The sequence below is a fragment of the Microbulbifer sp. THAF38 genome, assembly GCF_009363535.1.
Lineage (GTDB): Bacteria > Pseudomonadota > Gammaproteobacteria > Pseudomonadales > Cellvibrionaceae > Microbulbifer.
The window spans coordinates 2,937,186-2,961,109 of sequence record NZ_CP045369.1 but is presented as its reverse complement, the minus strand read 5'-3'; the positions used below and the strand labels follow the sequence as shown (position 1 = coordinate 2,961,109).

Annotated in this window: 19 protein-coding genes and 1 tRNA gene; 15 read left to right on the top strand and 5 right to left on the bottom strand. The window is 51.7% G+C overall.

The features are described from left to right. Nucleotides 1-95 precede the first annotated feature (95 nt). Nucleotides 96-581 carry a class I SAM-dependent methyltransferase gene (locus tag FIU95_RS12520; protein ID WP_253868611.1) on the top strand — a complete coding sequence of 162 codons (486 nt, stop codon included), beginning with the start codon at nucleotides 96-98 and terminating at the stop codon, nucleotides 579-581. On the opposite strand, the gene FIU95_RS12515 is transcribed toward FIU95_RS12520, so the two are convergent. Then, complete coding sequence (locus FIU95_RS12515; RefSeq protein WP_152454096.1) at nucleotides 561-1,547, bottom strand: GlxA family transcriptional regulator; 987 nt, start codon at nucleotides 1,545-1,547, stop codon at nucleotides 561-563. The genes FIU95_RS12520 and FIU95_RS12515 overlap by 21 nt on opposite strands. Nucleotides 1,548-1,684: 137 nt before the next feature. Between FIU95_RS12515 and FIU95_RS12510 the strand changes: the two genes are divergently transcribed. From FIU95_RS12510 to clpX, 8 genes are all read left to right on the top strand, one after another. Continuing rightward, nucleotides 1,685-3,538 (top strand): beta-ketoacyl synthase, encoded by a 1,854-nt coding sequence (locus tag FIU95_RS12510; protein ID WP_152454095.1) that lies wholly within the window; start codon nucleotides 1,685-1,687, stop codon nucleotides 3,536-3,538. 89 nt (nucleotides 3,539-3,627) lie between these two features. Beyond that, nucleotides 3,628-4,290, top strand: coding sequence for a helix-turn-helix domain-containing protein (locus FIU95_RS12505; protein WP_152454094.1), 663 nt, complete (start codon nucleotides 3,628-3,630; stop codon nucleotides 4,288-4,290). A 247-nt stretch (nucleotides 4,291-4,537) separates the two neighbouring features. After that, nucleotides 4,538-6,694 (top strand): fatty acid oxidation complex subunit alpha FadB, encoded by a 2,157-nt coding sequence (fadB, locus tag FIU95_RS12500; RefSeq protein ID WP_152454093.1) that lies wholly within the window; start codon nucleotides 4,538-4,540, stop codon nucleotides 6,692-6,694. 11 nt (nucleotides 6,695-6,705) lie between these two features. After that, nucleotides 6,706-7,881 (top strand): acetyl-CoA C-acyltransferase FadA, encoded by a 1,176-nt coding sequence (gene fadA, locus FIU95_RS12495; protein WP_152454092.1) that lies wholly within the window; start codon nucleotides 6,706-6,708, stop codon nucleotides 7,879-7,881. A gap of 171 nt (nucleotides 7,882-8,052) precedes the next feature. Beyond that, nucleotides 8,053-8,137 (top strand) — tRNA-Leu (locus FIU95_RS12490). A gap of 190 nt (nucleotides 8,138-8,327) precedes the next feature. After that, complete coding sequence (gene tig, locus FIU95_RS12485) at nucleotides 8,328-9,641, top strand: trigger factor (RefSeq protein WP_152454091.1); 1,314 nt, start codon at nucleotides 8,328-8,330, stop codon at nucleotides 9,639-9,641. Nucleotides 9,642-9,829: 188 nt separating this feature from the next. After that, nucleotides 9,830-10,474, top strand: a complete 645-nt coding sequence (gene clpP / locus FIU95_RS12480; protein ID WP_152454090.1) for an ATP-dependent Clp endopeptidase proteolytic subunit ClpP — start codon at nucleotides 9,830-9,832, stop codon at nucleotides 10,472-10,474. A 160-nt stretch (nucleotides 10,475-10,634) separates the two neighbouring features. After that, nucleotides 10,635-11,921 carry an ATP-dependent Clp protease ATP-binding subunit ClpX gene (gene clpX / locus FIU95_RS12475; RefSeq protein ID WP_152454089.1) on the top strand — a complete coding sequence of 429 codons (1,287 nt, stop codon included), beginning with the start codon at nucleotides 10,635-10,637 and terminating at the stop codon, nucleotides 11,919-11,921. 37 nt (nucleotides 11,922-11,958) lie between these two features. On the opposite strand, the gene FIU95_RS12470 is transcribed toward clpX, so the two are convergent. Next, nucleotides 11,959-12,153, bottom strand: coding sequence for a hypothetical protein (locus tag FIU95_RS12470; protein ID WP_152454088.1), 195 nt, complete (start codon nucleotides 12,151-12,153; stop codon nucleotides 11,959-11,961). A 43-nt stretch (nucleotides 12,154-12,196) separates the two neighbouring features. On the opposite strand from FIU95_RS12470, the gene lon reads away from it, so the two are divergent. The 3 genes from lon (at nucleotide 12,197) to FIU95_RS12455 (ending at nucleotide 17,135) form a co-directional block, all read left to right on the top strand. Then, a complete protein-coding gene (gene lon, locus FIU95_RS12465; protein WP_152454087.1) occupies nucleotides 12,197-14,602 on the top strand; it encodes an endopeptidase La in 2,406 nt (801 codons plus the stop codon). A gap of 256 nt (nucleotides 14,603-14,858) precedes the next feature. Then, on the top strand, nucleotides 14,859-15,131 hold the full coding sequence (locus FIU95_RS12460; protein ID WP_010132873.1) for an HU family DNA-binding protein: 273 nt from the start codon (nucleotides 14,859-14,861) through the stop codon (nucleotides 15,129-15,131). Between the two features lie 120 nt (nucleotides 15,132-15,251). Then, nucleotides 15,252-17,135, top strand: coding sequence for a SurA N-terminal domain-containing protein (locus tag FIU95_RS12455; RefSeq protein ID WP_152454086.1), 1,884 nt, complete (start codon nucleotides 15,252-15,254; stop codon nucleotides 17,133-17,135). Between the two features lie 90 nt (nucleotides 17,136-17,225). On the opposite strand, the gene FIU95_RS12450 is transcribed toward FIU95_RS12455, so the two are convergent. Both FIU95_RS12450 and gloB read right to left on the bottom strand, forming a co-directional pair. Next, nucleotides 17,226-18,782 carry a LysM peptidoglycan-binding domain-containing protein gene (locus FIU95_RS12450; protein ID WP_152454085.1) on the bottom strand — a complete coding sequence of 519 codons (1,557 nt, stop codon included), beginning with the start codon at nucleotides 18,780-18,782 and terminating at the stop codon, nucleotides 17,226-17,228. Between the two features lie 200 nt (nucleotides 18,783-18,982). Beyond that, nucleotides 18,983-19,765 (bottom strand): hydroxyacylglutathione hydrolase, encoded by a 783-nt coding sequence (gene gloB / locus FIU95_RS12445; protein WP_152454084.1) that lies wholly within the window; start codon nucleotides 19,763-19,765, stop codon nucleotides 18,983-18,985. A 234-nt stretch (nucleotides 19,766-19,999) separates the two neighbouring features. Here gloB and FIU95_RS12440 point away from each other — a divergent pair, with 234 nt between their 5' ends. From FIU95_RS12440 to dnaQ, 3 genes are read left to right on the top strand one after another with little or no spacing between them, the layout of a single operon-like run. Further along, on the top strand, nucleotides 20,000-20,788 hold the full coding sequence (locus tag FIU95_RS12440; protein ID WP_152454083.1) for a class I SAM-dependent methyltransferase: 789 nt from the start codon (nucleotides 20,000-20,002) through the stop codon (nucleotides 20,786-20,788). 51 nt (nucleotides 20,789-20,839) lie between these two features. After that, on the top strand, nucleotides 20,840-21,271 hold the full coding sequence (gene rnhA / locus FIU95_RS12435) for a ribonuclease HI (protein ID WP_152456337.1): 432 nt from the start codon (nucleotides 20,840-20,842) through the stop codon (nucleotides 21,269-21,271). Nucleotides 21,272-21,290: 19 nt separating this feature from the next. Beyond that, nucleotides 21,291-22,019, top strand: coding sequence for a DNA polymerase III subunit epsilon (gene dnaQ, locus FIU95_RS12430; protein ID WP_152454082.1), 729 nt, complete (start codon nucleotides 21,291-21,293; stop codon nucleotides 22,017-22,019). Nucleotides 22,020-22,130: 111 nt separating this feature from the next. Here dnaQ and nhaB read toward each other — a convergent pair whose 3' ends face one another. Next, a complete protein-coding gene (gene nhaB / locus FIU95_RS12425; RefSeq protein ID WP_152454081.1) occupies nucleotides 22,131-23,666 on the bottom strand; it encodes a sodium/proton antiporter NhaB in 1,536 nt (511 codons plus the stop codon). Nucleotides 23,667-23,924 lie beyond the last annotated feature (258 nt).

Sequence of the window (23,924 nt, the reverse complement as noted above, 5' to 3'; positions counted from 1 at the left end):
ACCAATGTAATAGCTGCGATTTGGTATTTGTCCCTTCCGAGTATCATCTCACTGCAGCAGAGGAACATGCCTATTACGACCTTCATGAAAACTCTATGGAAGATGAAGGTTATCGTCGTTTCCTTAGCCGTTGTGCCAACCCACTTTTAAAAATGCTTCCGCCTGCTAGTGAGGGAATGGACTTTGGTTGTGGGCCTGCTCCATTGTTGGCGAGTATTTTAGAGGGGCATGGTCATAAGGTTGAACTGTTTGATCATTTTTACTTTCCTGCAAGCCGCTCCTCCGAAAAAACCTACGATTTTATCGTGTCGACAGAGGTAATAGAGCACTTGAGCTCTCCGGGCGATGAACTGTCAAAGCTATGGGGGCAATTACGCGTTGGTGGCCTTATGGCACTGATGACTAAGTTAGTCATTTCCCCAGAGCGATTTGCCAACTGGCACTATATCCGCGACCCAACACATATTTCCTTTTTTAGTGCTGAAACCTTCCGGTGGCTGGCGCGGAGATTAGGTGCTGAATTGATGTTCGTGGATAACGATGTGATTTTCTTAAAAAAATCAGGTGTTCACCCGGAATAGTTTGGCTCTGACAGTGGCTCGGTATTCACTTGGTGTAGTGGCTAGAAACTTTTTGAACAAGGCAGTGAAGTGGCCCATATCCTGATAGCCAACTTTTTCAGCAATTTCATTCACTGATAGATTGCTGGACTGAAGTAATTCCCGGGCCATGTCTACGCGTACATTCTGTAGATATTGCAGTGGTGTCTGTCCTGTGGCCAATTTAAAGCGTCGGTTGAAAGAGCGTACGCTCATGTCGAACATTTGTGCCACCTCACTAAGTCTTACCTCAGTATTACAGTGTTCTTTCAGCCACGCTTGAGCCTGGACAATATCTTCATCTGGATGCAGGTGCACAGCGCCTTCGGAATAGGCAATTTCCTCAAAAGGCCGTCGAATCTCATGGGAAAAATTACGTTCAACGTGACTGGCAACAGCTGCCCCATAGAGTTGCCTGATCATATGGACGGTGACATCTGCCAGGGCATTCACACTGGCCGCGCAAAAAAGCTTATCAGCCTGAGTAATAAAGTACTGGCGCTTCAATTTGACCTTGGGATAGTCAGAGCTGAACTGGTCGAAATAATGCCAGTGGGTGGTGGCTGGCTTACCATCGAGCAAGCCCGCTTCGGCCAGAAAGCAGACACCTGTGCCCACTGCATTGATGGCAGCTCCGCCTTCGGCTTGGGTCCTCAGCCAGTTTAAGAGCTTTCCGCTGCGTTTCAAGGCGGGTCGAGGGTTACGCCAAAGTGCCGGGATATAGATTAAATCGCTGTCTGGTGCTTCATCCAAAGGCACATCGGGTTGAAAGGTAAAGCCGCAGCGGGTTTTAACAGCTTGCCCGTCGATGCTTGCCGTCACCAAGCGCAAGGGCTCGGCCAGTCCTTCTACTCGGGCACGGCTCTCGGCCCCACGTAACATCTCTAGGGGTAGTACGGTGCCGGTAGCCAGCATTTGATCAATCAGAAGAAAGGTAACCGTTCGCATTACATACTCAGGCGCATATGCGCCATTGGCCAAAACACTCAATTTTGCTGGCCAGTATGCCCATAACTGGGCGGAATCGCCACCCCCTACACTCCCGAATATTAAATTTGTAGTGTTTAGCTTGGCTGGAGGTCAGGATGCAGCGCCTTCCCGTAATTACCGCGTTTGGTGGTTTCAACCCTGCAGGACGAAGCTCCTTTCACCGTGGCTATGCCCGAATGGTGTTCGATAAGCTTGGGCAGAGAGAGCGGGTTGATACCCTCTCCGATCTCGCCGCGCTAATGGGGTTGCGCACCGGTACCATAGGCCCGTTGGAGCCGGGACTTGAGGAGAGGGTACTCAAGGGTACCTTGGTGCGTGAGCTGGAAGCGCGTATTTACGATTACCACCGCTGTCATTATCACCAGGCGGCGAATTTGGCTAACCCCACCGGTATCTCTTTTGAGGTTTCCACCCGTCAATTACCCCACCCCTTACCGGGCGATTGGCAGGTAGAAACTATCGGCAGCGGCAGAGTACGTGTGACCACGACGAGCCTGTCTGTCATGTTGGACAGCTTTCGCGAGATTCCTGTAGGGGCGGCTGGCCAGCTTCCCACAGGCTTTGAGCCAGGTGAGCGCTACAACTCCCGCTTTCACCCACGGGGATTGCAACTGGCGGTTTTGGGTGCCTCTGATGCAGTTCTCTCTATGGGGATTGGTTGGGATGAGGTTGTTGCTGCGGCGGGCCCCGGCAATATTTCTGTCTATGCCTCTTCAGCCATGAGCCAGCTCGACCCCTATGGCAATGGGGGACTGATGCAGTCCCGCCTGCGGGGCTCACGGGTAAGCTCCAAGCAGCTGGCGCTTGGTTTAAATAGCATGCCCGCGGATTTCGTGAATGCCTATGTGCTGGGCAATGTGGGGTCTACCGGAGCGGTGACCGGAGCCTGCGCCAGTTATTTATATAATTTGCGGGCCGGGGTTGAGGATATTCGTAGTGGCCGAGCTAGGGTGGCTGTAGTTGGAGCCACTGAGGCGCCTCTTGTGCCTGAGATTGTCGATGGTTATTCCACTATGGGCGCGCTCGCCACGACCGAAAACTTGCGAAAAATCTTTTCGGGTGATGTGGATTTCCGTCGCACCAGTCGTCCATTTGGAGATAACTGCGGTTTTACCCTGGGAGAGGGCACTCAGTGGGCGATCCTTATGGACGATGCTCTAGCCGTTGAGCTGGGGGCCAATATTCATGGTTCAGTTGCGGGTGTTTACATCAATGCCGATGGATATAAGAAATCGATCTCCGCTCCGGGGCCTGGAAACTATCTGACGATGGCTCGTGCAATGGCAGAGTCGAGAGCTATTGTCGGGGACGAGAGCCTGAAGAGGCGCAGCTTTGTGCAGGCCCACGGGTCGAGTACGCCACAAAATCGAGTGACAGAGTCCGCAATTCTCGATCGCCTGGCTGGTGTTTTTGGTGTGCGGGAATGGCCTGTATGTGCAGTTAAAGCCTATGTCGGCCACACGGTGGCAGTGGCCAGTGGAGATCAGTTAATTTCCGCGCTGGGAATTTTTAACCGGGGGATATTGCCGGGTATCGTCACAATTGACAAAGTGGCCGACGACGTCCATCAGGACAACTTACAGATCTCTTGCGAGCATGTGGAAAGAGATCCCGCTTCTCTGGATCTCGCGTTTCTGAACTCTAAAGGTTTTGGCGGCAATAATGCGACCGCCGCAGTGCTCTCTCCTCATGTGACTCGTAATATGCTGGAAAAACGCTACGGGGAAAAAGCGATGCTCACTCACCATAGAAAAAATGAATCTGTTGTTGAGCAGGCTGTGGCTTACGACGTGAAGGCGAGCAAAGGGGAATTGCAAACTATTTATCGTTTTGGTGAGGGGCTTATAGATGAGGATCAAATAGACCTTGCTGTCGATAAAGTTGTCCTCCCCGGTTTTCCTCCGGTAGAGCTTGATGTTAATAACCCGTTTGCCGATATGACTGAATAAGTACCGGAAGCCGTTGCCGTTTTGTTTTTCTTTTGGATTGCGGGATGTGATAAAAACGCCTATTGGCTGTTAACTAAATGGAAAATTCAATGGCAGACATGGATGTTTGTGGTGAAGTCAACGAGGCCGGGGATCTTGGCGCCCGGCTGAAACTGGTGCGAAAAATTCATGGAATTTCCCAGCGGCAATTAGCGCGGCAAGCTGGTGTTACCAATGCCACCGTGTCCTTTATTGAACAGGGCAGGGTGAGTCCATCTGTGGGGTCGCTTGAAAAAATATTGAATAGCGTGCCTATGTCCTTGGCTGAGTTTTTCTCTTTGAATCTTGCCGAATCAGAGCAGATTTTCTTTCGTGCCAGTGAAATGCCGGAAATTGGTGATGGCCGGGTTCTCTGTCATCTGCTCGGTGGTGCTCAGCAGGGGCGCTCCATGTCAATTCTTCGCAAAGTATTTCCCGCTGGGCAAGATTCCGGGCCTGAACAACAGCTTCTCGATGGAGAGGTGGGGGGGATTGTGATTGCCGGAGAGCTGGAAGTTGCCGCGGGATCGGATTTCGCCTTGCTAGAGGTTGGTGATGGTTATTATTTCAGCGCGCGGCGTCCTCATCGCTTCCGCAATCCCGGGGGTACTGACTGCGTGGTTATCAGTGCTGTGACAGCATCTCAACCTCATGTGGCCCCCTTACCAGTGCAAGTTCAACAGGAGCTTGCAATACAGGGTGAATCGCGCCACGGGGCTGAACAGGCAGATTAATCCGCGTTAGACTGGCCCGGCCTGCCCCGACTGGCCGGTGAGATGTTGCTGGTTGTTTTCTGTACTTTGGCGCTATTGGTGCCAGTCCTTTTGGAAGAAATAGTATTCAAACAATCGTTTGAATCTGGCTATACTACGGCTGACCGTAATGGGCCCAAGTGTCACCGCAGTTGCGGGCGGTCCATGGTTGCAAAAAAATTCCGACCCCGGGTCCAGGATTGCGGCCCAGAATAAAAGAGGTCAATCAATGTTATTTAGTGGCAAAGCGCTCACGGTTCAGGTGCTGGATAACGGCATCGCCGAGCTTAAATTCGACCTGCAAGGCGAATCCGTCAACAAGTTCAACCGCCAGACGGTTTCCGAATTCTCTCAGGCTCTGGATGCTATAGAGGCAGCAGACGGCATCAAAGGTGTACTGCTGACCAGTGGCAAGAGCGTCTTTATCGTCGGTGCAGATATCACCGAGTTTGGCGATGCTTTCTCTGCAGGCGCAGAGGGTGTTGCTGATCTGATGAATCAGAACAATGAAAATATCAATCGCCTGGAAGACCTGCCGGTCCCGACTGCTGTAGCCATCAATGGCTATGCCCTCGGTGGCGGTTTTGAGGTCTGCTTGGGTTGTGACTTCCGCCTGATGGGTGAAGAGGCCAAAGTTGGTCTTCCGGAAGTTAAACTGGGCCTGATTCCAGGCTGGGGTGGCACCGTTCGTCTGCCGCGTGTTGTTGGTGTTGACGTTGCTGCTGAGTGGATTGCAGCGGGTAAGGAGCAAAAGCCGGCTGCCGCGCTGGAAGCTCACGCCGTTGATGCTGTGGTTCCCACCGACAAGCTCAAAGATGCGGCTATCAAGCTGCTTGAGCGCGCCATCAATGGCGAGCTGGACTATAAGGCCGTTCGTGAAATCAAGAAATCTCCGATTCCTTTGAATGACACCGAAGCGCTGATGGCCTTCTTTACCACCAAGGCTTTTGTGGGCCAACAGGCCGGTAAAAACTATCCATCCCCGGTAGCTGCGGTTGAGTCTATCGAGCAGGGTTACAAGCTGACCCGCGATGAAGCGCTGAAAATCGAGCAAGAGAAGTTTATCTTCTGTGCCCAAACCGGCACCGCCAAGTCCCTGGTGGGCCTGTTCCTGGCGGACCAGGCGATCGGCAAGGTTGCCAAGGGCTGGGAAAAGAAAGCCGATAAGCCGATTGAGCGTGCGGCAGTATTGGGTGCCGGCATTATGGGGGGTGGTATCGCCTACCAGTCCGCCTATAAGGGCACTCCGATCAAGATGAAGGATATCGATCAGAAGGGTATCGACCTTGGTCTGAATGAGGCGAACAAACTGCTTTCCAAGCTGGTTGATCGCAAGCGCCTGACCCCCGTTAAAATGGGTGAAGTGCTCAACCGTATCGAGCCTACTTTGAGCTACGATGGCTTCAAGGATATCGATGTTGTTGTGGAAGCCGTGGTTGAAAATCCCAAGGTGAAGCACGCAGTATTGAAGGAAGTGGAGACCAAGGTAAGCGAAGACACTGTAATCGCCTCTAATACCTCCACTATCTCCATTAATCACCTGGCCGAGCCGCTGTCCCGTCCGGAAAACTTCCTCGGCATGCACTTCTTTAACCCTGTGCATAAAATGCCTCTGGTTGAGGTGATTCGCGGCGATAAAACTTCCGACACCGCTGTGGCCCGCGTTGTTGCCTACGCGAACAAGATGGGCAAAAAAGCCATTGTTGTGCGCGACTGCCCTGGATTCCTGGTTAACCGCGTTCTTTTCCCATACTTTGCCGGTTTCTCTATGTTGGTGCGCGATGGCGCTGACTTCCAGGCCGTTGACAAGGTTATGGAGCGCTGGGGTTGGCCGATGGGTCCCGCCTACCTGATGGACGTTGTTGGTATCGACACCGGCGTTCACGCAGAGAGTGTAATGGCTGAAGGCTTCCCCGATCGCATGGGCAAAACCTTCACCGCCGCTTCCGATGTTATGTATGAAGCGGGTCGTTACGGTCAGAAGAACGACAAAGGCTTCTATAACTACGAGCAAGATAAAAAAGGTCGCCCGAAGAAAGTGGCTACCGAAGAGTCCTACGAGCTGCTCAAGCCGCATGTTGCTGAGCGTCGCGAGTTCGAAAAGGATGAAGTTATTGAGCGTATGATGGTGCCTATGGCAACCGAGCTGGCTCGCTGCTTGGAAGAGGGTATCGTTGATTCCCCGGCTGAAGCCGATATGGCCCTGATCTACGGCATCGGTTTCCCTCCGTTCCGCGGTGGAATCTTCGCATGGCTGGATAGCATTGGCCTGGATGAGTTCGTGAAGATTGCCGATAAGTACGCCGACCTGGGCGAGCTGTACAAGCCGACCGATCGCATGCGTGAAATGGCCGCAAGTGGCAAAACCTACTACGGCAATAAGTAAGGAGAATAGCGATGAGTTTAAATCCTAGAGATGCCGTAATCGTCGACTACGCGCGTACGGCGATGGGTCGCTCGAAGAATGGTGTATACCGCCATGTTCGTGCCGACGATATGTCTGCTGAGCTGCTGAAAAAATTCATGCAGCGCAATGACAAACTGGATCCCGCCGAGATCGATGACTTGATCTGGGGCTGTGTAATGCAGCGCGATGAGCAGGGCTTTAACGTAGCGCGCTTTATTCTGTTGCGCGCAGGCCTGCCGCATACCATTCCGGCTCAGACCGTTAACCGTTTGTGTGGTTCCTCCATGTCCTCCCTGCACACCGCTGCAGCCAATATCCGGGCCGGTGTTGGCGATGTATATGTGGTGGGTGGTGTTGAGCACATGGGCCACCTGAACATGATGGAGCACGTCAGCCCCAACCCAATGCTGGGCCGCTATATGGCCAAGGCCGCTGGCTCCATGGGTATGACTGCTGAATACCTGGCGATGATGCACGGCATCCAGCGTCAGCAAATGGATGAGTTTGGTGCGCGTTCCCACCACCGTGCCGCAGAAGCTACCAAAGCAGGCAAGTTCAATCGCGAAATTATTGCCATTGAAGGTCATGATGATGATGGCGTACCTTTCCTGGTTGAGGCGGATCAAACCATCCGTCCAGATACCACTGTGGAAGGTCTGGCTCAGCTGAGACCGGCATTTGATCCAAAGCACGGTCAAGTTACTGCAGGTACATCTTCGCAGATTACCGATGGCGCTTCCGTTATGTTGGTAATGTCTGCCGAGCGCGCTCAGGCTTTGGGTATGACCCCGATCGCTCGCGTGAAAGAAATGGCCCTGGCTGGTGTTGACCCCTCCATTATGGGTTACGGCCCTGTGCCCTCTACCAAAAAGGCGCTTAAGAATGCAGGCCTGACCATTGGTGATATCGACAAGGTTGAGCTGAATGAGGCCTTTGCCGCTCAGGCGCTGCCGGTACTGAAAGATCTCGATCTGCTCGACAAGATGGACGAGAAGGTCAATCTTTATGGCGGTGCAATTGCTTTGGGTCACCCATTTGGTTGTTCCGGTGTGCGTATCACTGGCACCTTGCTGAGCGTTATGCAAAACGAGGGTGGAAACCTGGGTGTTTCCACCATGTGTATCGGCTTGGGGCAGGGTATTACCACTATTGTGGAGCGGGTTTAACCCCTAGCTGCCACCTCAAAAAAGGCGCCCTCGTGGCGCCTTTTTTAATTTTTTCAGTAAAGTGTTGATGCCTTCAAAATGCTGTGGCACAATCTGCACCCCTTGTCGCAATGAGGTCTTTTAAAGACTGAAACCCTATATTTATCAAAGGGTTAGCGGTAAGAAAATTTTGGGGACGTGGTGAAATTGGTAGACACGCCAGATTTAGGTTCTGGTGCCGAAAGGTGTGGGAGTTCGAGTCTCCCCGTCCCCACCAAATTAAAAGCTTAGAAGTCCGTGTGACTTGCCCTGGAGGGGTGGGTGCGGGCTTCTTGTGCATTTGGCGTCAGCTCAAAGTTCTACGTGGTTTTGATGGCTGTGCCCATGAGGTTACTGGCTAAGTCCCGGTGGCCCGGTATTCGTTGGCGCTGCGGCGCGATTAAAGAGATAGTCTCACGAGGATAAACATGCAGGTTTCCATCGAAACTACTTCCGGCTTGGAGCGTCGCTTAACGGTTAATTTGCCGGCGGAAATCGTCGATAAAGAAGTGGACAAGCGTCTGCAGCAGGCGGCGAAGACTGTTCGCGTCAATGGCTTCCGCAAGGGCAAGGTGCCAATGAAGGTTGTGCGCCAGCGTTTTGGTGCCGGCGTTCGCCAGGAAGTACTCGGCGAGGTAATGAGCCGCTCTTTCTACGACGCTGTACAGCAGGAGCAGGTTAAGCCCGCTGGCCAGCCGAGCATTGAGGCCAAACAGACTGCGGCTGGCGAAAACCTTGAATACGTCGCTACTTTTGAAGTTTACCCTGAAGTTGAGTTGGCCGACCTGGCAGAGCTCAGCGTAGAGCGTCCGGTTGCCACTGTTACCGATGCCGATGTAGAGAATATGATCGATGTGCTGCGCAAGCAGCAGTCTTCCTGGAAGGACACCAAGCGCAAGGCTCAAAAAGGTGACCGAGTTACCATCAACTTCGTTGGCCGTAAAGATGGCGAAGAGTTTGAGGGTGGAAAGGCGGAAGGCCATCAGCTGGTTCTCGGTTCAGGCCAGATGATCCCCGGCTTTGAAGAAGGCATTCTGGGCATGAAGCCAGGCGAAGAAAAAGACCTGGACCTGACTTTCCCGGAAGACTATCAGGCTGAAGAGCTGCGTGGTGCTGCGGTAACCTTCAACATTAAGGTAACCTTCTCTGAAAAACCTGAGCTTCCTGAGCTGAATGAAGAGTTCTTTGCCGCTTACGGAGTTCAAGAGGGTGGAGAAGAGAAGTTCCGTGAGGAAGTTCGCAACAATATGGAACGCGAGCTGAAAAATGCTGCGCTGAATAAAGTCAAAACCCAGGTAATGGACCAGCTGTTCGAGAAACACCCGGTCGAGCTGCCTTCTGCTCTGGTTGCCGGTGAGGTTCGCACTCTGCGCGGGCAAATGATCCAGCAGTTTGGTGGCCAGATTAAGGCTGAAGATGCTGAGCGCATGCTGCCAGACACCATGTTCGAGGAGCAGGCTAAGCGCCGTGTAGTTCTCGGTCTCGTTGTTGGTGAGATTGTTAAAAAGAACGAGCTGTCTGTAGACGCCGACCTGGTGAAAACTAAGGTTGAAGAGCTTGCCTCAACCTACCAGCAGCCTGAAGAGGTGGTTGAATACTACTACAACAACCGCGAGTTGCTCTCAGGTGTTGAATCTGTAGTTCTGGAAGATCAGGTTGTGGATTTTGTTCTTAAATCTGCAAAAGTCGAAGAAGTTGAAAGCACTTACGACGACGTTATCAAGCCGCAGAAGCAGAGCTGATTATCCCTGTCTCACAAGAATGCATTGGCGCCCGCTTCAGTCGGGCGTCGTTGCATCTCCTTCCTTTTTACCGGCTGGCTTTATCCCGCCTGACCGGTTAAGCTCTGAAAACCTAATTTTTCAGCACGGGCGCCAAGCGCTTGTATGCTGGCCTGCCGAACACGCCACAAAAGGAAGCAATGGTACCTATGGCACGAATTGATTATCCCCAAGCCTCAATCGACACCCTGGCGAGTGGTTTGGTACCCATGGTGGTGGAGCAAACCGCCAGGGGCGAGCGCTCTTTTGATATCTACTCTCGCCTATTAAAGGAGAGGGTTATTTTCCTGGTTGGTCCCGTTGAAGACCATATGGCCAACTTAGTCGTAGCTCAGCTGCTGTTTCTCGAAGCTGAGAACCCGGATAAAGATATTCACCTCTACATCAACTCTCCCGGTGGGTCTGTGACCGCAGGCATGTCCATTTATGACACCATGCAGTTCATCAAACCCGATGTAAGCACTATGTGCATCGGTCAGGCTTGCAGCATGGGTGCCTTCCTGCTGACTGCGGGAGCGGAAGGGAAGCGGTTTGCCACTCCCAACTCCCGGGTAATGATTCATCAACCCAGTGGCGGTGCCCAGGGGCAGGCCAGCGACATTCATATCCATGCGCAGGAAATTCTCAAGATCCGCCATCGCCTGAATGAGCTGATGGCCCACCACTCCGGCCGTCCGGTCAGTGATATTGAGAGAGATACTGAACGCGATCATTTCTTGAGTGCCGATGAGGCGAAGGAATATGGTCTTGTGGATGATGTGCTCTCCAGGCGTCAGGCCCTGGAAAAGTCATAGTTTCAACGAAATTATTTCGCTAAAGGCGTGAAATTAGAACTTGGGTTCTTTGTGAGTCTTTTCTCAGTTAGAGGGACTTGAAATAAACGCCAAAAGGCAGCATCTTGCTGTAATAGCTGAATTAAAGGGCCTGGTAGGCCAGTGACCACGGAGTATTTTGATGACCGACAAAAGCAGCGGAGAAGACAGCGGCAAATTGCTGTACTGCTCTTTCTGTGGCAAAAGCCAGCAGGAAGTGCGGAAGCTGATCGCTGGGCCGTCAGTCTTTATCTGCGACGAATGTGTCGAACTTTGCACCGATATCATTCGCGAAGAGGTCCAGGAGACTGCGGAGGGCCCTGAAGGGCGCCTACCCACGCCGCGAGAAATTACTGAGATTCTCGATCAGTATGTAATTGGCCAGGAGAGAGCCAAGCGCGTACTGGCGGTTGCGGTTTACAACCACTATAAGCGCCTGCGCAGCAAAGCCGGTGTTAAAGGGAAAGATGAAGTTGAACTGAGCAAGTCCAATATTCTTCTTGTAGGGCCTACCGGTAGCGGTAAAACCCTGCTGGCAGAAACCCTTGCTCGACTGCTCAATGTGCCCTTTACCATTGCCGATGCGACCACTCTTACAGAGGCTGGCTATGTCGGTGAGGATGTAGAAAATATCATCCAAAAACTGCTGCAAAAATGTGACTACGATGTCGAGAAGGCTCAGCAGGGAATTGTCTACATCGACGAGATTGACAAGATTTCTCGCAAATCTGACAACCCTTCCATTACCCGGGATGTCTCCGGAGAGGGCGTACAGCAGGCACTGCTTAAGCTGATCGAAGGTACTGTGGCTTCTGTTCCGCCCCAGGGTGGCCGGAAACACCCACAGCAGGAATTTCTGCAAGTGGATACCTCCAACATCCTGTTTATCTGTGGTGGTGCCTTTGCTGGCCTGGATAAAGTAATCCGCGATCGTTCAGAGAAAGGTGGCATAGGCTTTAGTGCCGAGGTGAAATCCAAGGATGGCACCAGCAACTTTGGTGAGGTTCTACGGGACCTTGAGCCAGAAGATCTGGTCCGCTACGGGCTTATTCCTGAGTTCGTGGGGCGCCTGCCGGTGACTGCGACACTGGAGGAGCTTGATCGAGAGGCCTTGGTGCAGATTCTCACCGAGCCGCGAAATGCTCTGACCAAGCAGTATGCAAAGCTTTTTGAGATGGAAGATGTAGAGCTGGACTTCCGTCCAGATGCCTTGGATGCAGTGGCAACCAAAGCGATGGAGCGTAAAACGGGTGCCCGTGGGCTCCGCTCTATTATGGAGTCGGTGCTTCTGGAAACCATGTATGACATCCCTTCTTCTGACGATGTTGCCAAAGTCGTTATTGATGAGGCGGTCATCAAAGGAGAGTCAGCTCCTCTGCTGGTTTATGAGAGCGAAAGCCAGCCGCAGAAGGCTGCGCCAGAGGAATAACCTTCCTTATCTAAAAGCCCCACTTGTGGGGCTTTTTTTATAGCTGATTGTTATCTAAAAGTTTCTTTTTTGCTTGTCTGCCATGTTTGAGCGCCAGCGGCTTGCCAGTATTCAGTTGAAGTCGGCACAAATTGGTCGCGAGATTAGACTTGTATTCCGGGCTCTCCCCCCCCATCTCTAGCAACTGAAGGGCGGTGGCCCAAATTAAGCTGTCATTATCCAACAGCAGCATGATGCCGCGCCAAATACCCAGTGATAGGGCCGAGAGGAGTTCTATGGATCAGTCATCCGACACCAAACTTGAATATCCGTTGTTGCCATTGCGCGATGTTGTTGTTTACCCCCACATGGTGATTCCGCTGTTTGTCGGCAGGGAAAAATCCATTGAGGCTCTGGAAGAAGCCATGCGCAGGGATAAGCAAGTTCTACTCGTAGCCCAGAGAAGAGCATCGGAAGATGACCCTGGCGCCGAGGACATCTATCGCGTTGGCACCATTGCGAGTGTTCTGCAACTTCTCAAACTTCCAGATGGCACTGTGAAAGTGCTAGTGGAAGGGGGGGAAAGGGTCAATATCCTTGATGTTGCCGAGCATGACAACCACTTCGAGGCCAGCGTTGAGCCTATAGAGACTACTGATTTGTCCGAGGGCGAGGCAGAGGCCTTGGTTCGCTCGGTAATGTCTCAGTTTGAGCAGTATGTCTCCATCAGCAAAAAGGTGCCCAACGAGGTAATTACCTCTTTGTCTGGCATTGATGAGCCTGGCCGGTTGGCAGATACCATCTCCGCACATATGTCCCTGGAACTGGCTCAGAAGCAGGAGCTGCTGGAAACTTCCAATGTAAAAGAGCGTTTGGAACACTTGCTGGGCCTGATGGATTCTGAGATCGACCTGATACAGGTGGAAAAACGTATTCGCGGCCGCGTGAAGAAGCAGATGGAGAAAAGCCAGCGCGAATATTATCTCAATGAGCAGATGAAGGCGATTCAGAAGGAATTGGGCGAAATCACCGAAGAGCCCAATGAAATTGAAGAGCTGGAAAATAAGATTTCCGACTCGGGAATGTCTGCTGAAGCGGAGAAGAAAACCCGAGCCGAGCTGGCCAAGCTGAAGATGATGTCGCCCATGTCGGCAGAAGCCTCGGTATTGCGAAGCTACATCGACTGGATGTTGAGTCTCCCCTGGAAAAAGGCGAGCCGCGTGCGGCATGACCTGAAGAAAGCCGAGGAGATTCTCGAGAAGGAGCACTATGGCCTGGAAGAGGTGAAAGAGCGCATTCTCGAATATCTTGCTGTACAAAAACGTGTGAAAAAGGTTAAGGGGCCGATCCTGTGTTTGGTCGGGCCTCCTGGGGTTGGTAAGACCTCACTAGGGCAGTCTATCGCCCGCGCAACCAACCGACAGTATGTGCGTATGGCTCTTGGCGGGGTGCGCGATGAAGCGGAAATTCGTGGTCACCGTCGTACCTATATTGGTTCTTTACCAGGTAAGCTGGTGCAGAAGATTTCCAAAGTCGGTGTTAAAAATCCCCTATTTTTGCTCGATGAGGTCGACAAAATGGGGATGGACCAGCGCGGCGATCCCGCATCGGCCCTGCTTGAGGTGTTGGACCCAGAGCAAAACAAGACGTTTAATGACCACTACCTCGAAGTCGATTACGACCTTTCCGATGTAATGTTCGTGTGTACTTCAAACTCTATGAACATTCCTGGCCCCTTGCTGGACCGCATGGAAGTTATCCGCATCCCCGGTTACACCGAGGATGAAAAGCTCAATATTGCTCAGCGCTATTTGGTACCAAAGCAGCGTAAAGCGAATGGTTTGAAAGAAGATGAGTTGGAGCTTTCAGACCAGACGATTCGCGATATCGTACGTTATTACACTCGTGAAGCGGGTGTGCGGGGACTCGACCGTGAAATTGCCAAAGTTTGCCGCAAGGTCGTCACCGAACATGTGCGCAACCCGTCTGACCAAAAGGCTGTCGTTCAGTCTGAGCAACTGGAAGAGTTACTGGGTGTGCGCAAATTCGACTTTGGTCGCGCCGAGGAAGAAAACAAAATCGGGATTGTTACGGGCCTGGCCTGGACAGAAGTTGGCGGTGAGCTACTCAACATCGAAGCCTCTGCGGTACCTGGTAAGGGTCGAATGATCAAAACCGGTTCGCTGGGCGATGTGATGCAGGAGTCTATTCAAGCGGCCCTGACGGTGGTGCGTTCGCGCTCCCAGGCTCTCGGTATTGGACCTGATTTCCATGAGACCCGGGATATTCATATTCATGTTCCCGAAGGGGCGACGCCAAAAGATGGACCCTCTGCAGGTATCGCCATGTGCACGGCACTGGTTTCCGTGTTGACCAATATTCCGGTTCGTTCGGATGTGGCCATGACAGGAGAAATCACCCTGCGGGGAGAAGTTTTACGAATTGGAGGTCTCAAAGAGAAGTTATTGGCAGCGCATCGAGGCGGTATAAAAACTGTACTGATTCCTGCAGATAACGAGCGGGACCTGAAAGATATTCCTGACAATATTCTTCAGGATCTCGTTGTGAAGCCGGTTAAATGGATCGACCAAGTGCTTGAGTTGGCGCTTGAACACAAGCCTGAGTCTCTCTCTGATGAGGAATATTCTGCCTTGCAAAAGCAGGCGGAAGAGCGCTCACAAAGATCTATCCAAACCCATTGATCTTATTCGGGGTGACACTTGTCACCCCGTAACAATTTACAAGACCAAAACCTAACCACAAAGTTGATTTTTGCTGCCTGAGTTTTGTCAAGTCGGCCGGAAACCCGCATGGTTCCTTGACCCGCTACCGGGCAGTTGGTATAAAACGGGCCTTATTGGCCGGCGCTAAAATTGTCGGTGGTTAGAAAATTACGAGTAGGGATACCTTGCCTGAGGGTAAGCCCTAAACATATTTAAAAGAACAGAGGGATTAAGCGTGAATAAGTCCGAACTGATTGAAGCAATTGCCGCGTCTGCAGATATTCCTAAAGCTGCAGCTGGCCGTGCTTTGGACGCAATGGTTGACAGCATTACTGATGCGCTTAAAAAAGGCGATCAGGTTGCCTTGGTGGGCTTTGGTACTTTTGCCGTTAAAGAGCGTGCAGCCCGCACTGGCCGCAATCCGCGTACTGGCGATCCGATTGAAATCGCTGCGGCAAAAATTCCCAACTTCAAGGCCGGTAAAGCCCTGAAAGACGCCGTGAACTAAGTTCCGGTGAACTTCGAGACCTTGTAAAAAGTCGAAGTGCAAAGAGGCGTGTCATTTTGGATGCGCCTTTTTTGTATCTGCTAACAATTGAACAATTAGAGTGAAATTTCGGAGCTGAGCATGCTTCAGTCCATGCGCGATAACCTGAAGGGAACGGCGGCAATTATTGTTGCAGCATTCTTTGGGTTCATTATGGTCATTGGGGGAATTGATTTTTTTACCGGGGCCAGTGGAGGTGCCGCCGATGCGGTTGCCGAGGTCAACGGTGAAAAAATTACTAATATGGATTTGCAGCGGGCCATACAAAACCGCCGCAGTATGATCATGAGCCAATACGGAGAGAATGTTCCGGCGGATATGATCAGTGATGAGCAGCTGCGCGAGCCGGTTTTGCGTCAACTCATTTCCACTGCAGTAATGCGCCAGGCTGCTCAGGAGAGTGGTATGGTGATGAGTACTGCTGCAGTCAATAAAGCGATCACCGATATTCAGGCTTTCCAGGTCGACGGCACCTTTAACACTCAGTTGTATCGTGATGCCCTACGCCGCATGGGGTACAGCACAGCCAGCTTCCCCCAAATTGTAGAGGGCGATATGTCCCTTCAGCAATATGCGGATAGTGTTACCGGCAGTGCCTTTACCACCAAAGTGGATGCTGAGCAGGTGGTTGCTGCTTCCATGGAAGAGCGGGATTTCTCCTACGTAGTGCTACCTGTACAGGAATTGCTGGCTTCCACAGAAGTGAGTGAGGCAGAGGTTGAGCAGTACTATCAGGAAAACCAAAGCCAATACCAGCGGCCTGAGCAAGTAGCGGTTGAGTATATTGAGCTGACTCCAAAAGTGTTTGCTTCCAATATCGATATCTCAGATGAAGATGTCCGTGCTCAATATGATCTAGAGCTTGCCAACTTTGGCTCTGACCTGCGCCGCCGTGCAGCGCATATTCTGTTAGAAGAAGCGGATCAGGAAAAGCTGGACGAAATTCAGGCGAAGCTCGATGCTGGTGAGGACTTTTCAGAGCTGGCCAAGAGCTACTCTGAGGATCTAGGTTCTCGTGATGAGGGTGGGGATCTCGGTTTTACTACTGGCGATGTATTCCCGCAAGCCTTCGAAGAGGCGCTTGCTTCTTTGGAAGTGGGGCAGGTTTCATCACCAGTTACTACCGATAGTGGCACGCACTTTATCAAGCTCTTAGAGGTAGAGGAGAGTGAGCCGCCGACTTTCGAGGAGCGTAAGGTTGCTATCGAAAATCAATTGCGTACTGCTGCAGCGGAAAGAGAGTTTCTCGATGCCCTGAGCCGCTTGGCGGACCTGGCGTACAATGCCGAGAGTTTGTCTGGGCCGGCTGAGGAGTTGGGAGTCCCGCTGCAAACCAGTGGTCTTTTCTCTCGCTCAAACGGTAGTGGTGTACTGGCAAATGGCCAGGTGGTGGAAGCCGCTTTTTCACCTGAAGTGATGGAGGATGGCAACACTTCCGATGTGCTGAATCTCAATAACGAGCATTCCGTAGTACTGCGAGTGACTGAGTCTAAGCCTGCTGGCACCTACCCTCTTGAGGAAGTGCGTGAACAGATTGTCGAAGTTCTGAAGCGCGATAAGGCCAGTGAACAGCTCGCCAAAAAGGCGGAAAGCATGAAAGAAAATCTGGCTTCTGGCAATGATTTCGCTGAGCTGGCTGAAGAGCAGGGCTTGACCCTGGAGACCAGCGACAAGACCCGCCGAGGAGGGTTTGGAGAGCGCGCTGAGATCAATAGCAAGGCCTTCTCTTTGCCTGCGCCTGCTTCGGGTTCTGAGGAGCTGGCGGTATTTAGTGTGAGTAGTGGTAATCAGGTTGTACTGGCATTGCGTGATGTGCGCCCGGGTGATCTCTCGCAACAAAGTAAGGAACAGCGCCAGGCCTTGATGCAGCAATTGGCATCTGTGAATGGTGGTGCAGAGTTGGCTGCAATTCGTCGCTACCTGTCTGACCAAGCCAAAGTGGAGCTTAGTTCTACGGAGGAGTAGAGTGAGGACAGGCAGAGTGAAATTTGGCAGTTAGCCCAATAAAAAACCCGGCAAAAGCCGGGTTTTTTATTAGTACTTAAGATCGTTGGGCTAGCTGTTGTGGGCACTATCGACGAATAGAGTCAAGCGTTGGCCGGGCTGTAGATATTTCGACTTGGGGATTTTGTTCCAGCGTAAAATATCATCGATTTTGATGCTGAACTTATTGGCAATCCGGTAAAGGGAGTCGCCACTTCTGACCCGGTAAGAGAGTTTGCGAGTGGTACGGTTGCTACTGCTTGAGCTGCCGTTGTAGGCGACCAGTGTTCGGCCTGGGCGTAAGGTATCCCCGGGTGCCATGCTGTTCCAGTGAGCAAGTTCCTTCACGCTCACTTTTAACTTGCGGGAAATTGCCCAGAGACTGTCACCGGGCTGTACCGTGTAGTTTGATTTCTGTCCTCGGCCTGAGGATTGGCGTTGTTTTACCCTCTGATCCACAGTGTACGCATATTGCCCTGAAGGGCCGGAAGCGCTGGGAATCAGCAAGGTTTTACCTGCGCGAATATTATTGCTCCGCAGCTTGTTGGCTTCGCGGATGGCTGTAATTGTGGTTTGGTAGCGTCGCGCGATGGTAGAGAGCGTATCCCCGCGGGCAATGGTGTAGCGCTCCCAGGTAACTCGCTGTTCTACCGGCAAGTCATTTAGGGCTGCCTCAAAGTGCTCAAGGCTTTTAACCGGGATTAGTAAGTGGTGATCACCATTGGGGTCTGTCGCCCAACGGTTAAAGCCGGGGTTGAGCAGATATAACTCATCCAATTCGATCTGGGCGAGCTCTGCGGCCTGGGCAAGGTCTATCTGGCTGCCAACATTTACTCGAGCGTAGTAGGGCTCGTTGGCGACATCATGTAAAGGAATTTTGTAATGGTCCGGGCGTGATACTACCTCGGCAAGTGCGAGTAGTTGTGGCACATAGCGTTTTGTTTCGCGGGGTAGCTTGATCTCCCAGAAGGAAGTCCCTCGCCCTTTACGGCGATTGCGCTCGATTGCACGGCGTACTGTGCCCTCTCCGGCATTGTAGGCCGCCAGAGTAAGTTCCCAGTCGCCATCAAAACGCTCGTATAAGTATTTAAAGTACTTTACGGCTGCACGGGTGGATTCGTGTACATCTCGGCGGCCGTCATACCACCAGTTTTGCTGAAGGCCAAAAGAGCGGCCGGTTGCGGGAATAAACTGCCACATTCCAGAAGCTTGGGCATGAGAATAAGCAAAAGGATCGTAGGCGCTCTCCACGATTGGTAACAAGGCGAGCTCGAGTGGCATATTTGCCTGTTCTAACTCCTCTGCAACATGAAAGATATAACGGCGTGATCTCTCGGTAACCCGAGACATATAGCCTTCATTGCGGGAGAAATAGGCAATGTAATCCTGTACCTTGGGGTTCTCGATACGGTGGTTGAGGCGAAATCCTCTGCGTAGGCGATCCCAAATATCTGTAGGGGGAAGTGCTGCCTCTGCTGATTTCTCTGAGAGGGGCGCAAGGTCGTTCGCAGGGCTGGCTTCTTGTGCCTGATGGTTTTCGCTATCGGGAGATGGGCCCGTCTCTGGTATTTGCGAGCAGGCGCCAACCGTAGCGGCTAGCAATGCCACGGCAAAATTCTTGTGAACCATGTTTGGTATCCGCGAGTAATTCTTGTAATTCCCGCTCAGCACGCGCGGGGGCGCTTATTTTTTGCTAACACTGAGCATTGGATCATAGCCTTCTGATTCTAATTAGCGGAAATAGTTTCGGTCAACGCAGATGGATAAAAAACAGACAGTTTTTTGTGTTGATAAGTTGTCAGGCCTTATTGATGGCGTTACTTCCCCCTTTAGAAGTGGTCTTTCCAGTCGCGCAAGCTAGCAAATATTTCGACTTCATCGAGTTGCTCAGGTGTATTCCGGCCTAGGTGGTGGGCGCCACTTTGCGCAACCTCGGCAATATGGCAGCGCAGGAAGGGGTTTGTTGCCAGCTCTTTAGCGATGGTGGATGGTAGAGTTGCTTCACCAGCCTGCCGAAGGATTTGGCTCTGGGCCAGCCGTTCACTAACGGCGCTATTGCCCGGTTCTACGGTATGGGCAAAGCGGAGGTTGCCGAGAGTGTATTCGTGCGCACAATATACGAGGGTATGTTCTGGCAGGCCGGTTAACTTTTGTAGGGAGTTGAGCATCTGCTTTGGGGTTCCCTCAAATATGCGACCACAGCCGGCGGCAAAAAGTGTGTCGCCGCAGAAGAGGTGCGGTTGCAGGCTGCCGTCAGGAGACTCTTCTTTCAGAATTATTGCCAGGTGGTCCAGAGTATGGCCGGGGATATCCCAGACCTCCATCGGGAGTCCCAACAGTAAAAAAGTATTTCCACCGGCAATTGGATTGGTCACGCCCTTGATGGATTCGGGCCCGAATACCGGGCATCCATAGTGTTTCTGTAGCGCTTTAATCCCACCGGTGTGATCGAAGTGATGGTGAGTGATTAATATGCCATTAAGGGATTTACCCTGTAAGGCATCGATAACGGGTTCAGCCTCACCTGGATCGACAACCCAGTGCTCACCATCTTTCTCAAGATGCCAGATATAGTTATCACTCAACGCGGGTATAGGGGTTACGGAGAGCATGTTAGTCCTGCCTGCCAACTCAATCTTGGAACGATACCATGGATATTAAGGAAAAGATGTGGAGTGGGGTAATTACCAGGTTATATGCTTTCCCTCGTGACTTGGAAATGAAAGTTCGATGTGATGTTAAACTCCCTGACACCCAGAACTCACTAATAAGAGATGGCTATTAAAAACCCAGGATTGTAAGTTTGGTTTTACCTGGTCAGTAAGGAGATTAAATAAGGAGACTGAATGACTGATAAGTCCAGATCTCGAGTATCAATAGAAGCATCGCAACTGGGCAAAGCCAGTCCAGCTCTATCCCATTGGTTTTCAAGCAGTCTGGGGCAGGAAATCCTTTCCCAGCAACTGGCCTTGACCCAGCCTCTGATCGAGGGGTTCTTTGGATACCATCTGTTGCAGGCGGGGGTTACCGATGCAGTGGATTTTGCTGCTTCCAGTCGGATTAATCACTGTTTCCGCTTGGCGGTGAGCCCTGAGCAGAAGGGAGCGGCCATTGTTGAGTTGGAGCAGTTACCCCTTCCTTCTGAATCGATTGATGTGGTCGTATTGCATCATTTGTTGGACTTCTCTACTCATCCTCACCAGGTATTACGCGAGGCGGCCAGGGTTTTAATACCTGGTGGCCATATGCTGTTGATGGGGTTCAACCCCTTTTCCCTGTTGGGTCTGTCACGCTTGTTGTTTTCCCGTGGCGCCTATCAAAAGGGTAACCAGCTGCGCGCGGCCAGAGTCGCCGACTGGATGAATTTGCTGGATCTCCAGGCTGAACAGCTGCATCGAGGCTTTTTTCGCCTGCCATTGCAGCAGCGCGAGCTCCTCGCCAAGACTGCCTGGATGGAGCGGCTGGCCACCCGCTTACGCTTGCCTTGGGGGGGGTTTTACATCATAGTCGCGCGCAAAGAAGTGGCACGGGTGCGGGCAATCAAGATCGATTGGCGCACTGAGCGAAAGCCTGCCCTGGTGGCAACACCTACAAGCCCTCGTGTGGCCGCACGGGAAAAGCATCAGAAGCGATAACCATGGTGAGGTCACCTGGAAGTCGTTTTGTTCCAATTTTTGGCATTGATTTTGAAGCAAATTACCATCTACACCGACGGCGCCTGCCGCGGCAATCCCGGGCCAGGAGGCTGGGGAGCCCTGCTGGTTTACGGGGAACACGAAAAAGAATTATGTGGAGGAGAGTCTCATACCACCAATAATCGCATGGAATTAATGGCTGCGATTAAGGCGTTGGAAGCCCTGAAACAGCCCTGTCAGGTTGATTTACATACCGACTCTCAATACCTGAGGCAGGGGATCACCGGTTGGATCAACAACTGGAAAAAGAATGGCTGGAAGACAGCGAGTAAAAAGCCAGTAAAAAATGCGGATCTCTGGCAGCAGTTAGACGAAGGTGTTGCCAAGCATCAGGTGGAGTGGCATTGGGTGAAGGGGCATGCGGGCCATCCCGGTAATGAGAGGGCTGACCAGCTGGCCAACCGCGGTATAGATGAGCTGTAATTCTAACGGGGAGTGAACCATGCGCCAGGTTGTACTGGATACTGAAACTACCGGTCTAGATCCCAAGAACGGTCACCGGATTATTGAGATTGGCTGTGTAGAGCTTGAAAATCGCAAGCTCACTGGGCGCCACTATCATCAATATATTAATCCGCAGCGGCAGGTTGAAGACGGCGCGATAGAAGTTCACGGCATTACCAATGAGTTTCTTGCTGATAAGCCAGTCTTTGCCCAGATTGCCGATGACTTTATGGCTTTCTGTGAGGGCGCTGAACTCGTTATTCACAACGCGCCGTTTGATGTTGGCTTTATCAATGCCGAGTTAAAGTTGCTGGGCAGTCCACGTTGGCAGCATGTAAATGCGCATTGCAGTGTGCTTGACACCCTGGCTCTGGCACGAGAAAAGCATCCAGGACAAAAGAATAACCTGGATGCGCTTTGTAAGCGCTATTTTGTCGATAATTCCCAGCGTGATCTGCATGGCGCCCTCCTAGATGCGGAGATACTCGCCGACGTCTATTTGATGATGACTGGCGGTCAAACCGATCTAGGTTTGGCTCAGGGAGGTGATGGACAGAATTCTGAGGAAGGTGAGCAGGCACAGGGGGAGGTCAAGTCCGCAGTCATCCGCAGGCTATCCCAAAGCCGGCCCCGCCTCACAGTAATCCAAGCTTCGGCACAAGAACAGGAGGCACATTTGTCCATGCTTGAGCTATTGCAGAAATCCGCCGGAAAACATTTCTGGTGATATATAAAAAGCCCGCTTTGCGGGCTTTTTTATTGATGGCTGTCTTCACTTCATTGGGCCACCATCTTGAGGCTGCCGGTTTAATCTGGTTATTAGCCGGCAAGTTACTCCCTACAGTGCGAAAATCACACAAAGTAGCGCAACCGTGCTGAGCACCAGTGTGTAGGGTAGAGCCATAAGAACCATGCGGCCATAAGAAAGGCGAATTAACGGAGCAAGAGCGGAGGTTAGAAGAAACAGGAAAGCTGCCTGGCCATTGGGAGTGGCGACACTTGGTAAGTTGGTCCCCGTGTTAATGGCAATGGCTAGTTTGTCAAAATGCTCTCGGGTAATTTCGCCTGCAAGGAGAGCGGATTTAACTTCATTGATATATACCGTGGCTACGAACACGTTATCGCTGATCATGGACAAAATACCATTAGCGACAAATAACAAACCCGGCTGCTGTTCCGGCTTTTGCGACAATACGAAGTGAGTCACTGGCTCAAACAGCTCCTGCTGATGGATGACTGCAACGATCGCAAAGAACACCACTAAAAGCGCGGTAAAAGGCAGAGCTTCCTCAAAAGCGTGACCAATACGAGCTTCCTGAACCACTCCATTGAAGGCGGTCAGTAAAACAATAATCATCAGTCCGATAATACCGACTTCAGCAACGTGAAACGCTAAGGCGAATACTAGCATCAGGGCAACAATGCCCTGGACCCAGAGCTCGGCGACTTGTGCGCTGGTACGCTTGCTTTCTTCTTCTCGTGAAAAATTCACTAAAACTTCCCTAACGGCGAGGGGAAGCTGGGCGCCGTAACCAAATCGTTTGATCTTTTCCAAAAGCACACAGGTCACAAGGCCCGCGATTAAGGTGGGGATAGTTACTGGAGCCATTTGCAGGAAAAACTGTACGAAATCCCAGCTGGCTTTCTCAGCAATCAGGAGGTTTTGTGGTTCGCCTACCAGAGTACACACTCCCCCCAGTGCGGTGCCTACGGCACCGTGCATGATCAGGCTGCGCAAGTAGGCTCGGAACTGGTCAAGGTCCTCGCGGTGATACTCCACAACCTGCTCATCGTTGGAGTGGTCGTGGCCATGATGGTGGTGGGGTTGTTGTGATGCAACCCGGTGATAGACCGAGTAAAAGCCCACGGCAACGGCAATCAATACAGCGGTTACGGTGAGCGCATCCAGGAAGGCAGAAAGCACAGCTGCTACGGCACAGAATAATAGTGAGAGCAGGCTTTTAGAATTTACATGGATCAGGATCTTGGTGAACACAAACAGCAGCAGGCTCTTCATAAAGTAGATGCCGGCTACCATAAACATCAGCAGCAAAATAACTTCGATATTCTCTACCACTTCGTGGTAAACCGCATCGGTGCTGGTCATACCCATTAGGACGGCCTCAATGGCAAGCAGGCCTCCGGGTTGCAGCGGGTAACATTTTAAGGCCATGGCTAGGGTAAAGATAAATTCTCCGATTAATACCCAGCCGGTGACAAAGGGACTGCTGACATAGAGTATGAGTGGATTTAACAGCAGGAAGGCGGCGATGGTTAGTTTGTACCAGTCAGGGGCTTCGCCGAGAAAATTCTCAGCAAAGGCTCTCCCAAAACCGTTTCCGGAAGCCGTAATTGCATTGTTGTAGGTATTCATCTTTTACTTCCCTGGTTTACCCAGTTCTGGGCCAAATTGGAGTCTTGGGAGGGAATGGTGCATGGCAATGATCTGCCCGGTTACCATGTCTCTTCCTCTTGCGGCAATATTTCTAGTGTTGGTTGTTTTTTGTGCGCAAGAACAAAATGCGTACAGACGCAAATATCAAAGTATCAAACGCTACTGGGTTTTCTGGAAAATTCAAGTAATTTAAGGGTCGTTGCCTTATTGCCAGAAGTTTTGTCGAATATTCGGTGG

What these genes read in the sequence shown, in the direction of transcription:
- FIU95_RS12470 (WP_152454088.1), bottom strand. Translation starts at nt 12,153, where the DNA reads ATGCTGCTGTTGGATAATGACAGCTTAATTTGGGCCACCGCCCTTCAG.
- FIU95_RS12510 (WP_152454095.1), top strand. Translation starts at nt 1,685, where the DNA reads ATGCAGCGCCTTCCCGTAATTACCGCGTTTGGTGGTTTCAACCCTGCA.
- fadB (WP_152454093.1), top strand. Translation starts at nt 4,538, where the DNA reads ATGTTATTTAGTGGCAAAGCGCTCACGGTTCAGGTGCTGGATAACGGC.
- lon (WP_152454087.1), top strand. Translation starts at nt 12,197, where the DNA reads ATGGATCAGTCATCCGACACCAAACTTGAATATCCGTTGTTGCCATTG.
- dnaQ (WP_152454082.1), top strand. Translation starts at nt 21,291, where the DNA reads ATGCGCCAGGTTGTACTGGATACTGAAACTACCGGTCTAGATCCCAAG.
- gloB (WP_152454084.1), bottom strand. Translation starts at nt 19,765, where the DNA reads ATGCTCTCCGTAACCCCTATACCCGCGTTGAGTGATAACTATATCTGG.
- FIU95_RS12520 (WP_253868611.1), top strand. Translation starts at nt 96, where the DNA reads ATGGAAGATGAAGGTTATCGTCGTTTCCTTAGCCGTTGTGCCAACCCA.
- FIU95_RS12455 (WP_152454086.1), top strand. Translation starts at nt 15,252, where the DNA reads ATGCTTCAGTCCATGCGCGATAACCTGAAGGGAACGGCGGCAATTATT.
- clpX (WP_152454089.1), top strand. Translation starts at nt 10,635, where the DNA reads ATGACCGACAAAAGCAGCGGAGAAGACAGCGGCAAATTGCTGTACTGC.
- FIU95_RS12515 (WP_152454096.1), bottom strand. Translation starts at nt 1,547, where the DNA reads ATGCGAACGGTTACCTTTCTTCTGATTGATCAAATGCTGGCTACCGGC.
- FIU95_RS12505 (WP_152454094.1), top strand. Translation starts at nt 3,628, where the DNA reads ATGGCAGACATGGATGTTTGTGGTGAAGTCAACGAGGCCGGGGATCTT.
- fadA (WP_152454092.1), top strand. Translation starts at nt 6,706, where the DNA reads ATGAGTTTAAATCCTAGAGATGCCGTAATCGTCGACTACGCGCGTACG.
- FIU95_RS12440 (WP_152454083.1), top strand. Translation starts at nt 20,000, where the DNA reads ATGACTGATAAGTCCAGATCTCGAGTATCAATAGAAGCATCGCAACTG.
- FIU95_RS12450 (WP_152454085.1), bottom strand. Translation starts at nt 18,782, where the DNA reads ATGGTTCACAAGAATTTTGCCGTGGCATTGCTAGCCGCTACGGTTGGC.
- tig (WP_152454091.1), top strand. Translation starts at nt 8,328, where the DNA reads ATGCAGGTTTCCATCGAAACTACTTCCGGCTTGGAGCGTCGCTTAACG.
- clpP (WP_152454090.1), top strand. Translation starts at nt 9,830, where the DNA reads ATGGCACGAATTGATTATCCCCAAGCCTCAATCGACACCCTGGCGAGT.
- nhaB (WP_152454081.1), bottom strand. Translation starts at nt 23,666, where the DNA reads ATGAATACCTACAACAATGCAATTACGGCTTCCGGAAACGGTTTTGGG.